Annotated in this window: 13 protein-coding genes; 6 read left to right on the top strand and 7 right to left on the bottom strand. The window is 64.3% G+C overall.

Annotated features, from left to right (window positions below; genetic code table 11):
* Nucleotides 1-57: 57 nt before the first annotated feature.
* Complete coding sequence (locus Q0030_RS13375; RefSeq protein ID WP_298367439.1) at nucleotides 58-825, bottom strand: peptidoglycan-binding domain-containing protein; 768 nt, start codon at nucleotides 823-825, stop codon at nucleotides 58-60.
* The gene (locus Q0030_RS13370) at nucleotides 818-2,629 is read right to left on the bottom strand and encodes an ATP-binding protein (protein ID WP_298367437.1); all 1,812 of its coding nucleotides are present in this window, start codon (nucleotides 2,627-2,629) and stop codon (nucleotides 818-820) included. Before Q0030_RS13370 ends, Q0030_RS13375 begins: the two co-directional genes overlap by 8 nt.
* 434 nt (nucleotides 2,630-3,063) lie before the next feature.
* Between Q0030_RS13370 and Q0030_RS13365 the strand changes: the two genes are divergently transcribed.
* Both Q0030_RS13365 and Q0030_RS13360 read left to right on the top strand, forming a co-directional pair.
* Nucleotides 3,064-3,441, top strand: coding sequence for a DUF5330 domain-containing protein (locus tag Q0030_RS13365; RefSeq protein ID WP_298368021.1), 378 nt, complete (start codon nucleotides 3,064-3,066; stop codon nucleotides 3,439-3,441).
* Nucleotides 3,442-3,584: 143 nt separating this feature from the next.
* Nucleotides 3,585-4,013: a SufE family protein gene (locus Q0030_RS13360; RefSeq protein ID WP_298367433.1), complete on the top strand. Its 429-nt coding sequence runs from the start codon at nucleotides 3,585-3,587 to the stop codon at nucleotides 4,011-4,013.
* Between the two features lie 105 nt (nucleotides 4,014-4,118).
* On the opposite strand, the gene Q0030_RS13355 is transcribed toward Q0030_RS13360, so the two are convergent.
* The gene (locus Q0030_RS13355) at nucleotides 4,119-4,532 is read right to left on the bottom strand and encodes a MucR family transcriptional regulator (RefSeq protein WP_092125178.1); all 414 of its coding nucleotides are present in this window, start codon (nucleotides 4,530-4,532) and stop codon (nucleotides 4,119-4,121) included.
* Nucleotides 4,533-4,710: 178 nt separating this feature from the next.
* Nucleotides 4,711-5,601 carry a DUF308 domain-containing protein gene (locus Q0030_RS13350; protein WP_363323455.1) on the bottom strand — a complete coding sequence of 297 codons (891 nt, stop codon included), beginning with the start codon at nucleotides 5,599-5,601 and terminating at the stop codon, nucleotides 4,711-4,713.
* 341 nt (nucleotides 5,602-5,942) lie between these two features.
* On the opposite strand from Q0030_RS13350, the gene Q0030_RS13345 reads away from it, so the two are divergent.
* A complete protein-coding gene (locus Q0030_RS13345) occupies nucleotides 5,943-7,592 on the top strand; it encodes a glycosyltransferase family 39 protein (protein WP_298367427.1) in 1,650 nt (549 codons plus the stop codon).
* Between the two features lie 225 nt (nucleotides 7,593-7,817).
* Complete coding sequence (locus Q0030_RS13340) at nucleotides 7,818-8,597, top strand: class II aldolase/adducin family protein (RefSeq protein WP_223968282.1); 780 nt, start codon at nucleotides 7,818-7,820, stop codon at nucleotides 8,595-8,597.
* 403 nt (nucleotides 8,598-9,000) lie between these two features.
* Here the strand turns inward: Q0030_RS13340 and Q0030_RS13335 are convergent, their stop codons facing one another.
* The 3 genes from Q0030_RS13335 to Q0030_RS13325 all read right to left on the bottom strand — a co-directional run bounded on the left by Q0030_RS13335 (nucleotide 9,001) and on the right by Q0030_RS13325 (nucleotide 12,764).
* A complete protein-coding gene (locus Q0030_RS13335) occupies nucleotides 9,001-9,537 on the bottom strand; it encodes a transposase (protein WP_298367424.1) in 537 nt (178 codons plus the stop codon).
* Between the two features lie 110 nt (nucleotides 9,538-9,647).
* On the bottom strand, nucleotides 9,648-11,048 hold the full coding sequence (locus Q0030_RS13330) for a M20/M25/M40 family metallo-hydrolase (protein WP_298367422.1): 1,401 nt from the start codon (nucleotides 11,046-11,048) through the stop codon (nucleotides 9,648-9,650).
* A gap of 96 nt (nucleotides 11,049-11,144) precedes the next feature.
* Nucleotides 11,145-12,764, bottom strand: coding sequence for a helicase HerA-like domain-containing protein (locus Q0030_RS13325; RefSeq protein WP_298367419.1), 1,620 nt, complete (start codon nucleotides 12,762-12,764; stop codon nucleotides 11,145-11,147).
* A gap of 410 nt (nucleotides 12,765-13,174) precedes the next feature.
* Between Q0030_RS13325 and Q0030_RS13320 the strand changes: the two genes are divergently transcribed.
* Together Q0030_RS13320 and Q0030_RS13315 are read left to right on the top strand one after the other, a co-directional pair.
* Complete coding sequence (locus Q0030_RS13320; RefSeq protein WP_092127034.1) at nucleotides 13,175-13,540, top strand: hypothetical protein; 366 nt, start codon at nucleotides 13,175-13,177, stop codon at nucleotides 13,538-13,540.
* Between the two features lie 62 nt (nucleotides 13,541-13,602).
* On the top strand, nucleotides 13,603-14,010 hold the full coding sequence (locus Q0030_RS13315; RefSeq protein WP_097670629.1) for a DUF4332 domain-containing protein: 408 nt from the start codon (nucleotides 13,603-13,605) through the stop codon (nucleotides 14,008-14,010).
* Nucleotides 14,011-14,073: the final 63 nt, after the last annotated feature.

Raw genomic sequence — 14,073 nt, 5'->3', positions numbered from 1 at the left:
GGGTCGGGGAGAGACGTCATGGCCGGATGACACCCGGCCATGACGAGAGGACAAGACCTAGTCGATCGAATGCCCGATCATCGCGCTGAGCTCGCGCACCAGGCGATCGGACATCTGCCCGGTCACCGGCAGCTTGCGCGCGCGCTCGAATTTCGCGATCGCGTGCTGGGTATCGGCGCCGATCGTGCCGGTCGGCTTGAGCTGGCCGTAGCCATATTCGGTCAGCGTACGCTGGACCGCTGCGATGCGCTTGCCGGCCGGGCTCAGATGCTGTGTCGGGATCGGCGCCGGCGGACGAATGACGCCGGACGGCGCGGCGGCAGGGGACGATGCGGCGGCCGGCGGCGCGGCGGTCGACTTCATCACCAGGCTGGCCATCGGATCGACCGGCTTCGCTTCAACCGATTTGGGCTCCACCGGCTTGGCTTCAACGGATCTGGACTCGGCCGGCTTGGTCTCCACCGGCTTCACGTCGACCGGCTTGGTCGGCTCCACGATGGCGGGCTCGACCGATCGGGCGGCGGCCTCGGCAGGACGCGGGCGCGGCAGCGGGCTGGTGGCCGCGGCAGCCGGGGCTGGCGGCGGCAGCGTCACCACCGAACCGCCGAACATCGGCGACGGATGACGGCCAGCCTGCAAGAACAGCGCATTGATCAGGATCGCAACAATGGCAGACGTTGCCAGCACGCCCGCAACCAGATCCTTCGGACTATGCAGCAGCAGGCGCAGGACGAGGCCGCGTTCCTCCTCGGCCGCGATGGCCACTGCCTTGGCGCCGCGGCGACGGCGCGGCGTTTCGTCGTCATCCAAAGTCTGTCTAGGCACTCTTCTTCACCTGTTGGGTTTGTTCTTGCAGTCCGGGGCGCAACGCGGGCTTCAAGGTCGAGACATTGCTGGACGGCTCGACCGCCGCCGGCGGCGTGAACGACAGCGGCAGCGCGACCGACACGACGGTGCCCTCGCCGACCTTGCTCTCCACGTTCATTTCGCCGTAGTGCAGGCCAACCAGCCCCTTGACGATGGACAGGCCAAGGCCGGTGCCTTCGTGGCGGCGCTGATAGGTCTTGCCGGCCTGGAAGAATGGATCGCCGATCCGCTTGAGGTCGTCGGCGGCGATGCCGACGCCGGTGTCGGAGACCCGCAGCAATAGCCGCGCTCCCTCGACGCCGGCTGACACGGTCACCTTGCCGCCGCGCTCGGTGAACTTGATGGCGTTGGAAACCAGATTGAGGACGATCTGCTTGAACGCACGCGAATCGCCGTTCACGATCGGTAGGTCGTCGGGCACGCGGGTGACGAGGTCGACACCGCTCTCGCGCGCCTTCAGCGCCACCAGGTTGCAGCAATTGAGCAGCGCCGGCCGCGGCGCAAACGGCTCCGGCGAAATCTCGAAATTGCCGGACTCCATCTTCGACATGTCGAGGATGCCGTTGACGACGGATAGCAAATGCTGGCCGGAGTCGTTGATGAGCTGCGCGTATTCCTTGCGGCGGGCCGCATCGAGGCCGAGCACGTCTTCCTGCGCGATCATCTCGGAGAAGCCGATGATGGCGTTGAGCGGGGTCCGCAGCTCGTGGCTCATGGTGGCCAGGAAGCGCGTCTTCGACGCATCGGCCTGCTCGGCCGCATGGCGCGCCTGCTCCAGCGCCTGCTCCTGTAGCTTGCGATCGGTGACGTCGCGGATCACGGCGACGACCTCGGCATCGGCGGCGGCCTGATCGAGCGCACGGCAGCGCATCTCGACCCAGATGAATTCGGCGGCAGCCTCGCCACGCGCACCGTCGCGGCGCACGCGGAACTCGACGCTGCGGGATTCGCCGCGCGCGGCGTCCGACAACGCGGTGAGATAGGCCGGGCGATCGGCGACATGAACGCGGTCGAACAGGCCGTGGCCGGACAGCCGCGATGCCGGCACGCCGAGCATGATCTCGACCGCGGGAGAAATGAAGCGCACCGCGCCGTTGCGGCTGTGCCGCGACAGCACGTCGCTCATGTTGTGCGCAAGCAGGCGGTAGCGCTCTTCCTCGACGTAAAGCAGCGCCACGCTGGTGCGCGCCAGCGACTCCGCGCCGAAGGCAAGCCCGGCTGCATAGAAGATCGCCGACACGACGCCGAAGCCGACCAGCGTGCTGTTCGAGGCAACCACGGGATCGACCACCGGCAGCACGTGGTAGTGGCCAAGCACGCTGAGGAGCGCCGCGCAGATCATCGCCAGCGCGAACGCAAACGCCACCACGCGCCGCGACGCCGACAGCGCCGCCTCGATCGGAATCACGACGAGCCACACCGCGGCGAACGACGCGATGCCGCCGGTCGAGGCCGCGATCACTATCACGAGGCCGGCGAGCGCCAGCGACGACAGCACATGCGCGCCTTCGTAGCGGCCGGTGCGCGACAGGAACCAGGACAGCAGGATCGGCGCGATCAGCCAGGCGAAGGCCGCGACCTCAATCGCCGTCGGCGCCCCGCGCATCGCCAGAAAGGCCGGGAACGAGGCCAGCGCCGCCAGACTGCCGAGCAGCCGCGGCGCCATGAAGGCACGGTGGCGCGCACGCGTCAGCGCATCATATTGCGCCGACGGATGCAGCAGCGCATCCAGGCAATCGCGGATCAGACTCAAACTACTCACAGCACTCGCGCTTCGGCTTCATCGTCAGACAGACGCGCCGGAACGCCTCCTTTGTGATTGCAGGCCAACGTGTCAGAGCGAACTTAAGCGAACGCTAAGGCGGGGCGGCCTGCTGCCAAACACCGTGCATTGGCGAGGCTGCGACGCTGTCATTCACCGGTCATTTGTCGGGGATGGTGAACGGCTGGTTTCCGGGTGCGACAATCTATGGTTTCGAAATGGTGGACGCGGCGCAGCCTGCGGATTTGGCACCCGTCAGCGGCCATCAATCGAAAATTTACGGCGAATCAATTCAGGCGAATTTTCCGCGATTTTTCGGCGGATTTACTTCAATGCAGATACTTCCGATTTATCGACCGATGCTAACCGTGAGGGCAAGAGCGGCATCGACCGCGCAAGAAGCAAAAGACAAGATAGACGACCGGGATCGCGCCATGTTCTTCCTGCTGCGTTTGGCATTCTGGCTCGGGCTTGTGCTCGTGCTGCTGCCGAGAGACAAAACACCTGAAGCGGACAAGACGCCGCAGATCAGCGCATCGGACGCGGTATCGGCTGCGACCGCGACGATCAACGACATGGGTCAGTTCTGCAAGCGCCAGCCTTCCGCCTGCGAAGTCGGCGGCCAGGCCGCGACCGCGATCGGCCAGCGCGCGACCGATGGCGCGCGCAAGCTCTACCAGATCATCACCGACAAGAAGCCGCCCGACCACACCGGCTCGATCGGCAGGGACGATACCGATCCGGGCGCGTCCCGCGACACGCTGACGGCGGACGATCAGATGATTGAATTCCGCCTGCCGCCGATGCCGTAAGCGCCAATAGAGCGCTTTCGCGTGAGGCGGCTGCCGGCTCGCGTGCAGAAAACGCGCCAAAACAACCGGGAACCGGTTCCATTTTCGTCGCTTTCGCGGCCCGCCTTCCTATATAAGCCGTTGAGAATAGGACGCGGGCCACGATGACGACGATCGACGAAATCAGGGACAATTTTGCGCTGCTGGACGAGTGGGACGACCGTTACCGCTATGTCATCGAGCTCGGCCGCACGCTGGAGCCGTTGTCGGAGGCGGAGCACTCGGCCGAAAACAAGGTGCAGGGTTGCGTCAGCCAGGTCTGGCTGTCGAAGCGGATCGATCGCGATGCCAAGGGCGAACCGCGCCTGAACTATGTCGGCGACAGCGACGCCCACATCGTGCGCGGCCTGGTCGCGATCGTGCTGACGCTGTTTTCCGGGCACACGCCGAAGGATATCCTGGCCACCGATGCGCTTGCGCTGTTCGACGAGTTCGGCTTCCGCGACCATCTGACGCCGCAGCGATCCAACGGCCTCCGCTCGATGGTCGATCGCATCCGCAACGATGCCCGCGAGGCGCTGGCGTCCGCCTAGAGCCATTTCCGTTCCGATAGAATCGGAACGGGGCTCCAGATTCTTGTTTGACGCATTTTCTTCACGCGAACCGGTATCCACTTCGCTCGAAAATGCTCTGAGCCTCTACTTCCGCTTCCGCGCCTGCTGGCCAAGCCCCATTTTCTTGGCGAGCTGCGATCGCGCCACCGCATAGTTCGGCGCCACCATCGGATAGTCGGCCGGCAAGCCCCATTTGTCGCGATATTGCTCCGGCGTCATGTTGTATTGCGTGCGCAGATGGCGCTTGAGCGACTTGAAGCGCTTGCCGTCCTCGAGACACACCAGATATTCCGGCGTGATCGACTTCTTCATCGACACCGCCGGCTTGGCCGGCTCGCTCGGCGTGTCGGCGCGGCCGCTCGACACCCGCAGCAGCGCCGCGTGGACCTGGCTGATCAGGCTCGGAATATCCGAGGCCGGCGTCGGATTGTTGCTGAGATAGGCCGAAACGATGTTTGCGGTCAGCTCGACCGGCGTTTTGCCTGACGTATCGGACATGGCTCAATCTTCCCCGTGCTATCGACGGCCCGGCGCCCACCGGACAGTATCCACGTGCAGCAATACATCAATGGAATCGCGTACTACTTTGCGAATATGAGCGGATTGCAGCAAATCTGACAAGAACGGCCGTATTTTTCCGGCCTCGAACCAGCCACTCGCAAGTATTGACGCCGACTTAGGGCCGCTGCTCCAGATGCGACCTGAGCTCGTCGATCGAGGCAAACCGCATCATGCCCTCCGGCATCTGCGCCTCGATCGATCCGTCCGAATACAGCGAATAGGCCATGCCGTCGACGACGCCCGATTTGAGCACGGTCACCGGCGGCTGCTCCTGGGGCGGCGGCGGGTGGCCCGATGACGGTGCCGCGCCGGCTGACTGGGTCTCGCCGAAGGTCGATCGCCGGGGCGTGCGCCGTGGCGCGACATCGACCGACCGCGGCCGCCCGGCCTTCGGCCAGGCATCGTCGAACGTTGCCGGTGCGGGCTCTGCCGCTGCGGCCGGATCAGGACGCAGCTCCGGCGACAGCAGATCCGGCGTCAGCGGCTCGGCCGTACGGCTCTGGGCCCGCTCGCGTTCCTTCCGCGAGGACGAAAACAACAGGTTGCGCCGCTTGGGCGCGGCTTCGCCCCCGGGGGGCGCTCCACCCGGCACCGGCGGCGGCGCCTCGCCTGACGCGCCACGTGGGGAAATTTCGTCGTGCCAGGGCGGCGGCGCCGCGGACGCGGATGGCGAGACGGGCGGGGCCAGCGGCGGAGGCGCGGCAACCTTTGGCTCACGCGGCGGCGGGAAAACAGGATCGTCGGGGGCATTGCGCGGGGAAGTTGCAGACGGCAGCGGAACCTCGGCCCGGGCGCCCGCGGCAACGGGATCGAGCCGCCTGGCGATGACCTGGAGTTCCCGAAGGATGGCGGCGAGCGCCAGCACGATCGCGCCGGTGCAGACGCCGGTCACGCCTGTCGTGATCAACGCGCCGCCGACGCTGAATTCCTTGTAGGGGATTCCCAAGCCGATCGCCGCCAAGCCCGCCACAACCAGGCCCACGCCGACGACCAACAGACCAACCATCATCGAACTAACCCCCGGGAGATCCGACCGAAAATCGGCGCCGGCCACCAACGCCACGATACCGTCATATTGCCCACACCGCCAACCGCCAATTGTAGACGGAGTTCCCTAAAATCCCGCTTAACAGGGCCTGATGCGCTTCTCGATCGCGGCTGCAGCCACGGTCAGGAAACCGCCTCCCGTAGATTTACTGGCTACGAATTGCTGCCAATATATTGCAATGCGTCTGGGAAATTACGCCACAATTACCAATTACTTGGAAACGGAACTGCGCTATGGATGCCGGGGAATGAGGCCCTAAAGCGCCAAACTGGGCCACAGGCACGCCGGTATCACTAGCTATGTCATCGATTACGACGTCTGCCCTCGAGGCGCCTGCACGGCGCTCGGTGGAGAAGACCTGCGACGATCTCGCATTCCTCGTCCTCGGCGTGGTCGCCGTGGTCGCCGGCCTCACATTCCGCGATTACGGTCTGGGCTGGGACGATTACACCCACGCTGAATACGCCGATTTGTTGCTGCGTATGTACGGGTCCGGTTTCAAGGACACCGGCGCGCTCTCGTTCGCCAATCTCTATATGTACGGCGGCGGGTTCGATATGGCCGCGGCGCTGCTGCACAAGGTCATCCCGCTCGAATTGTTCGAGACGCGCCGACTGCTTGGCGCGATCGTCGGCGTGATCGGGCTTGCCGTGACCTGGCGCCTGGCGCGCCGCGTCGGTGGCCCGCTGGCGGGACTGGCGGCCCTGCTGCTGCTCGCGCTGTGCCCGACCTTCTACGGCCACATGTTCATGAACCCGAAGGACGCGCCATTCGCCGTGGCGATGATCGTCCTGATCATGGGCCTCGTCCGCCTGATCGAGGAGTATCCGGCGCCCTCGCCGCGCACGATCCTGATCGTGGGCTTAGGGGCCGGCCTGTCGATCGGCTGCCGCGTCCTTGGCGGGCTCGCCCTGATCTACGCAGTGGTCGGCTTCATCCCGCTCTGGATCGCCGAATTCCGCAAGCAGGGCCCGCGCGAGGCGACCCATCGCTTTGCCCATGTCGTCTATGTGCTGCTGCCGGGGCTCGCGCTCGGCTATCTCGTGATGGGCCTGATCTGGCCGTGGTCGATCATGGAGCCCGGCCATCCGCTGGAAGCGGTGACCTATTTCTCGCACTTCTTCGAGAAGCCGTGGAAGGAGATGTTCGACGGCGCGCTGGTCTCGGTGCCGGACATGCCGTGGTCCTATTTGCCGACGCTGTTCGCGCTGCAGCTTCCCGAAGTGCTGCTGGTGCTGCTGACCGCGGCCGTCATCGCCACCTTCACGTCGCTGTCGCGGATCGATGTGACGGCGAAGCGCAAGTCGATCATGCTGATGCTGACGCTGGCGGCGACGCTGCCGCTGGTGATCGCAATGGTGAAGCGGCCGGCGCTCTACAACGGCATCCGCCACTTCATCTTCGTGATCCCGCCGATGGCGGTGCTTGGCGGCGTCGCCTTCGCCCGCGGCATGGACTGGCTCGGCGAGAACCGCCGCGCCTGGCAGCCCGCGGCGCTCGCCGTGTTCGCGTTCGGCCTGCTGCTGCCGCTCAGCGAAATGATCCGGCTGCATCCCTACCAGTACACGCACTTCAACCACATTGCCGGCACGGTGCGGACCGCCGACAATTTCTTCATGCTGGACTATTGGGGCCTGGCGCTGAAGCAGGCATCCGACGGGCTGCGCGAGCAGCTGGCGGAGCGGCAGGAAGTGCCGCCGCAGCACCGCAAGTGGAAGGTCGCGGTGTGCGGACCGCAGCGCCCCGCGCAGGTCGCGCTCGGGCCCGACTTCACGATCGGCTGGGATAGCCATGCCGCCGACTTCGCGATGACGCTCGGCGAGTTCTACTGCAAGGGCCTGGCCGCCCCCGTGATGGTCGAGATCAAGCGCGACGACGTCGTGTTCGCCCGCGTCTACGATATCCGCGGCCGCAGCATCTCGAGCCTGCTCGCGATCCCGGCGCCCTAAGGCGTTTTCGAACGAAGTAGACGCCGGTTCGCATCAATCAGAACCGAAAATGCTCTCGCCGATCGCGGCCTTGGAATATCCATCCTGCGGTTGCCCACTGACCGTCGCCATTCGGATCGTGGGCCGCATGCCGGCATGTCTGTCACGCCGTTACGCTGCCTTGCTGAGGTCGGGCCGCAACGCTAGGCTCGCGTCAAGTAACAGTCATCAATGGAGCAATCGGCCATGTCGCCAGCGGAAGCGCGCCTGAAGGAAGTGCCGTCGGATATCAGTGCGGCGGAATGGGAGCAGCGGATCAATCTGGCTGCCTGCTACCGGCTGGTCGCGCTCTATGGCTGGGACGATCTGGTCGACACCCACATCTCAGCGCGCGTGCCGGGACCCGAGCATCACTTCCTGATCAATCCGTACGGGTTGATGTTCGACGAGATCACCGCATCGAGCCTGGTCAAGGTCGACCTCGACGGCAACCAGCTCTCGAAGAGCGACTACAGCATCAACCCGGCCGGCTTCACCATCCATTCGGCGATCCACGAGGTGCGCGAGGACGCCGGCTGCGTGCTCCATCTGCACACGGTCGACGGCACCGCGGTGTCGAGCGGCCCCGATGGATTGCTGCCGCTGAACCAGACCGCGCAGCTCGTTACCCACGACCTCGCCTATCACGACTATGAAGGCATCGCGCTCGATCATGACGAGCGCCCGCGCCTGCAGCGCGATCTCGGCACCAAAAACCACATGCTGCTGCGCAATCACGGCACGCTGACGGTCGGCCGCTCGGTCGCATCCGCCTTCGAGCGGATGTACCATCTGGAGCGCGCCTGCTCGATGCAGGTGGCGACCCGCGCGCTCGGCGGGAGCGTCTATCCGGTCGACCAGCACGCGATCGACAAGAACACCGAGCTGCTGTCGAACCCCGATCGCGCCGAGCTGCGCTCGACCCAGCTGGTCTGGCCGCCGCTGCTGCGCAAGCTCGACCGCGTCAATCCCGGCTACCGTGATTGAAATTTCACAATCTTCGAGTAAGCTAGCCGCCAACACCCTCTACACGACCTGAATCAAAACGCCGCCCAATTCCGGGCGGCGTTTTTGCGTGCGGGGACCCGGCGGAAAACCGTAGGATGGGTAGAGCGCAGCGAAACCCATCATGGACCCGCATCAAGACCGCTCGCCGGACATTCCATCCAATTTCGTTCGATCGCCAGCCCAGTCCGCGGGATGGATTCAATGAAAGCGCGACGATGGGTCACCATGCCGATCGCAGCGAAGAAGCGATGGGTTTCGCTTCGCTCTACCCATCCTACGTCCAAATCAACACGCCGCGCGCCCTGGGCCGCGCTTTTGCGTTCGTGGACCCGGCGAAAACGTAGGATGGGTAGAGCGCAGCGAAACCCATCATGGACCCGCATCAAGACCGCTCGCCGAATACCCCATCCACCCTCTCCCCGTCACCAGCCCAATCCTCAGGGTACAGGCCAAGGTTGACCATGCGATGGAACGACGAATACGGCCAATCCTTCACTCGTTTTACCAAACCGTGCTTGAGGGGATTGATGTGCACGTAGTCAATGTGACGAGCGAAATCATCCTCGTTCCGGATCGTGTGCTCCCAGTAGCGGCGCTGCCAAATCCCGCGCTCTCGTTTGGCAGCGCGGCTGGTCGAAACGATCTCGCCGGCCGGAAGGCTTCGCGAGAACGCCGACTTTATTTGCCGCCACCGCGTCGCATAGTCGGTGTCACCTTCCGGCAAGCTCCAGACCGCATGGAGGTGGTCGGGCAGAACGACGATCGCCTCGGTCGTGAACGGATGCCGTTCGCGCGTTTCGCGAAAAGCGGCGCGTAGGCGATCGACGTACTCGGTCAGCAATCGCCGCCGCCGGTCCTCCAAGTTGACCGTGAAGAAGAAGCTGCCTCCAGCAATGAAGTTACGACGATAAGTGACCATGACTGATCGTGATCAAGAAGTGATGGGTTTCGCTGCGCTCTACCCATCCTACGCGCAAAACAAACGCCGCCCAATTCCGGGCGGCGTTTTTGCGTTTGGAGCGTCTCATGTTATTTGGCGTCGGCGAAGGCGGCGAGAATCCGCGCCCAGGAGCGGATGCCCTTGTGGTAGCTTTTGAGGTCGTACTTCTCGTTCGGCGAATGGATGTTGTCGTCGTCGAGCCCGAAGCCGACCAGCACGCTGTCGAGGCCGAGCGCGCGCTTGAAGTCGGCGACGATCGGGATCGAGGCGCCGGAGCCGACCAGCAGCGCCTCCTTGCCCCATTCGTCGGTCAGCGCGCGGCGGGCGGCCGCCAGGGGCTTCATGTTCCAGTCGAGCGCGATCGCCGGCGCAGAGGAATGATCGATGAATTCGGCCTTGCAATCCGCCGGCACGCGCGCCGTCACGTAATCGCGGAACGCCTGGCGGATCTTCTCGGGGTCCTGTCCTTCGACCAGGCGGAACGAGACCTTGGCCGACGCCTCGGCCGGGATCACCGTCTTCGAGCCCTCGCCGGTATAGCCGCCGACGATGCCGTTGATGTCGCAGGTCGGGCGCGAGGAGACCTGCTCGATCAGGAGCCGATCCTTCTCGCCGGCCGGCACCGAGAGGCCGATCGGCTTGAGGAAGCTGTCCGCCGTCAGATTGAGCTGCTTCCACTGCGCCAGGATGTCCGGCGGCAGATCCTTCACGCCGTCGTAGAAACCGGGGATGGTGATGTGCCCGTTCTCGTCATGCAGGCCGCCAAGAATCCGCGTCAGCACGCGGATCGGATTCTGCGCGCCGCCGCCGAACACACCGGAATGCAGGTCGCGATTGGCGGCCTTGATCTTGACCTCGTCATAGACCAGGCCGCGCAGCGAGGTCGTGATCGCGGGCGTGTTCGGATCCCACATGCTGGTATCGCAGACCAGTGCGAAGTCGGCCTTGAGCTCGGCCTTGTTCGCCTCGAGGAACGGCACGAAATTCTTCGAGCCAATCTCCTCCTCGCCTTCGATGACGATGGTGATGTCGATCGGCAACGATCCCGTCACATTTTTCCAGGCGCGGCACGCCTCGACGAAGGTCATCAACTGTCCCTTGTCGTCCTCGGCCCCGCGCGCGACGATGATCTTGCGCCCGTCGGCATGGTCGGTCACCACGGGCTCGAACGGCGGACGGTGCCAGAGATTCAGCGGATCGACCGGTTGCACGTCATAGTGGCCGTAGAACAGCACATGCGGACGCCCGTCGGTCGCGCCGTTCAGCTTGCCGACCACGGCCGGATGGCCGGCGGTCGGACGCACCTCGGTCTTGAAGCCGAGGGTTGCGATATCCTTGGCAAGGTGATCGGCGGCCGCCTTGCAGTCATCGGCAAAGGCCGGATCGGCCGAGATCGACTTGATCCGCAGCAGCGTGAACAGCCGCTCGAGACTGTTGTCGAAATCGGCGTCGATACGGTCGAGCACGGGCTGCAGCTTGGCGTTGGACATCGCTTATATCCTTTTTGTTTGGACATTGCCGACGTTGTAGCGCGCCGGCCGCCGGAGGCAAAGCCGGCTGCCCGTTCCGGTCGGATGATCGCGATGTTACCTGCGCAGAATTCCGCCGAGCGCGCCGCGCACCAGCGCGCGACCGATCGAGCCGCCGACCGAACCACCAACCGACTTGCCGAGATCTGCGACCACGCCGCCGACCACCTTGTCGGTCACCGAGCGCGTGACGTTGCGCGCGATCACCTGTCCGGTCGAGAGCCGGCCGCGCTTGACGTTGGTGCCGAAGATCGTGGCGGCAATGGCCCCGATCTGGCCGAGGATACCGCCGCCTTCGCCGCCCGTACCGTCTGCCGGCGTCGCCGCGCTGGCGAGACGCTTCTGGATGATCTCGTAGGCGGATTCGGCGTCGATCGCAGTGTCGTATTTGCCCTTCACCGGGCTCGCGTCCATGATCGCCTTGCGCTCCTCCGGCGTGATCGGCCCGATCCGTGCCGACGGCGGCCGCACCATGATGCGTTCGACCATCGACGGCGTGCCGCCGCCCTCGAGGAACGACACCAGCGCCTCGCCCTTGCCGAGCTCCATGATCACCCGCGCGGTGTCGAGCTTCGGATTGGGCCGGAAGGTCTGCGCGGCGGCGGCAACCGCCTTCTGGTCACGCGGCGTGAAGGCGCGCAGCGCGTGCTGCACGCGGTTGCCGAGCTGCGCCAGCACCTTGTCCGGCACGTCGATCGGATTCTGCGTCACGAAATAGACGCCGACGCCCTTGGAGCGGATCAGCCGCACCACCTGCTCGATCTTGTCCATCAGCGCCTTCGGCGCGTCGTTGAACAAGAGATGGGCCTCGTCGAAGAAAAACACCAGCTTCGGCTTCGGCAGATCGCCAGCCTCCGGCAATTCCTCGAACAGTTCCGAGAGCATCCAGAGCAGGAATGTGGCGTAAAGCCGCGGGCTCTGCATCAGCTTATCGGCGACGAGGATATTAACCATGCCGCGGCCGTCGCGGTCGGTCCGCATGAAATCCTTCAGCGTCAGCGCGGGCTCGCCGAAGAACTTCGCGCCGCCCTGGTTCTCGAGCACCAGCAGCTGGCGCTGGATCGTTCCAACGGTCGCCTTGGACACGTTGCCGTAGCTCTGCGCGGCCTTGCGGATCGACGCCAGCGGATCTTCGCCCTCGTCGGCGCCCTTCTTGCTGCTGTCGGGCGCGATCGCATCCAGCAGGGCGCGCAGATCCTTCATGTCGATCAGCGCGAGGCCGCTCTCGTCAGCGACGCGGAAGGCAACGTTGAGCACGCCCTCCTGCACGTCGTTCAGATCGAGCATCCGCGACAGCAACAGCGGTCCCATCTCGGTGACGGTGGCGCGCACGGGATGGCCCTGCTCGCCGAACACGTCCCAGAACACGGTCGAGAATTGATCGGGTTGGAAGGTCAAGCCCATTTCCTGGGCGCGCTTCACTATGAAGTCCTTGGCCTCGCCGACCTCGGAGATACCGGAGAGATCGCCCTTGATGTCGGCGGCGAAAACCGGAACGCCGGCGCGCGCAAAGCCTTCAGCCATGACTTGAAGCGAGACGGTTTTGCCGGTTCCGGTTGCACCGGTGACGAGGCCATGCCGGTTGGCCAGCGCCAGCGTCAGCCAGGCTGTCTCCTCACCCTTGCCGATAAAAATCTTCTCGTCGGTATCGGCCAACTTGTTGTCGGAGGTCGCCATCGCTTCGCCTCTTCGCGGAGATTTAGATCGTTTCGATCATCGCACCCGGTCCGATACGTCGAACCCGGTTCGAAACCTCGAACCCGGTTCGATGTCCGTATCCGGCTCGATACCGAACCAGTGCCATCATATTGCATCTTGCCGGTCGATTGAAACCGTCAGCAGATGCTGACGTATATTGTCGCGCCACTGGTTCCTCATATTTTATTCCCGGCGAAGTGACGAAAGGCATTGCGCATTGCGACAAGATGGTGTGAATCCGCCGCTCACTCTTGCAGCGAGGCCACAGTCACGACGCGATCGAAAAAGAAAACGAACTGAAATGCGCGGATCGCTTGTATTTCGTGACACAGGCGCTCAAGATAAATCTTCAAGAACGACCCGGCAAAGTCCGGTTGAGGCGGGGCAAGATGGACGAATTGGTTGGACAGCTGGCCGCGAAGGCCGGCATCGACGGCGCTGTCGCTGAAAAAACCATCGGCATCGTTCTGGGTTTCCTCCGTAACGAGGGACCTTCCGACAAAGTCCAGGCTCTGATCGACCAAATCCCCGGCGCCGAAGCGGCAATCGCCGCCTCCAACAACAGCGGTGGCCTATCGCGGTTGATGGGCGGCGGCCTGATGGCTGTCGGCACCCGGCTCATGGCGCTTGGCCTGAGCATGGGTGAAATTCAGAACGTCGCGCGTGAACTTTTCAGGTTCGGCCGCGACAAAATCGGAGCGGATCAAATGGGCGAGATCATCTCGGGGACGCCGGGCCTCAGCCAGTTTGCCTGAAGCACTTTTCCAACGCCCCTGCACGCGCGCTCCCTTCTACCTGTTACCTGCATACGAGTATCATGACATACCCCCTCTCCGAGATCGAAGGCCTGTCCGCCTATTGCGCCACCAAACTGAAATCGCAGGGTATCCGCACGACCGACGCACTGCTTGAAGCCGCCCGCACCGTCAAGGGACGCAAAGCGCTCTCCGCCAAGACCGGGATCAGCGAACAACAATTGCTCGAATGGGCCAACATCTCCGACTACATGCGGATTCCCGGCATGGGCAAGGCGAAGGTCGGGCTGGTCCGCGCCGCCGGCGTCACCACCGTGCGGGAGCTCGCACAGCGCAATCCGTCGCGGCTGGCGCAGAGCATGAAGGACGCCAATGTGCGGCGTAAGCTCGTCCGCGTGATGCCGTCAGAGAAATCGGTCGAGTTGCTGATCGAACAGGCACGCAAGCTGCCGCTCAAGATCACCTATTAGCATCACTATTAGCCTGCCTTAACCGCACCCGCGGCCGCCGGCGCCACGCATCGCTGCGGCACC

This window comes from uncultured Bradyrhizobium sp. (assembly GCF_947648125.1).
Lineage (GTDB): Bacteria > Pseudomonadota > Alphaproteobacteria > Rhizobiales > Xanthobacteraceae > Bradyrhizobium.
The sequence above is the reverse complement of the archived record's forward strand: the minus strand, read 5'-3'. Positions and strand labels throughout refer to the sequence as shown.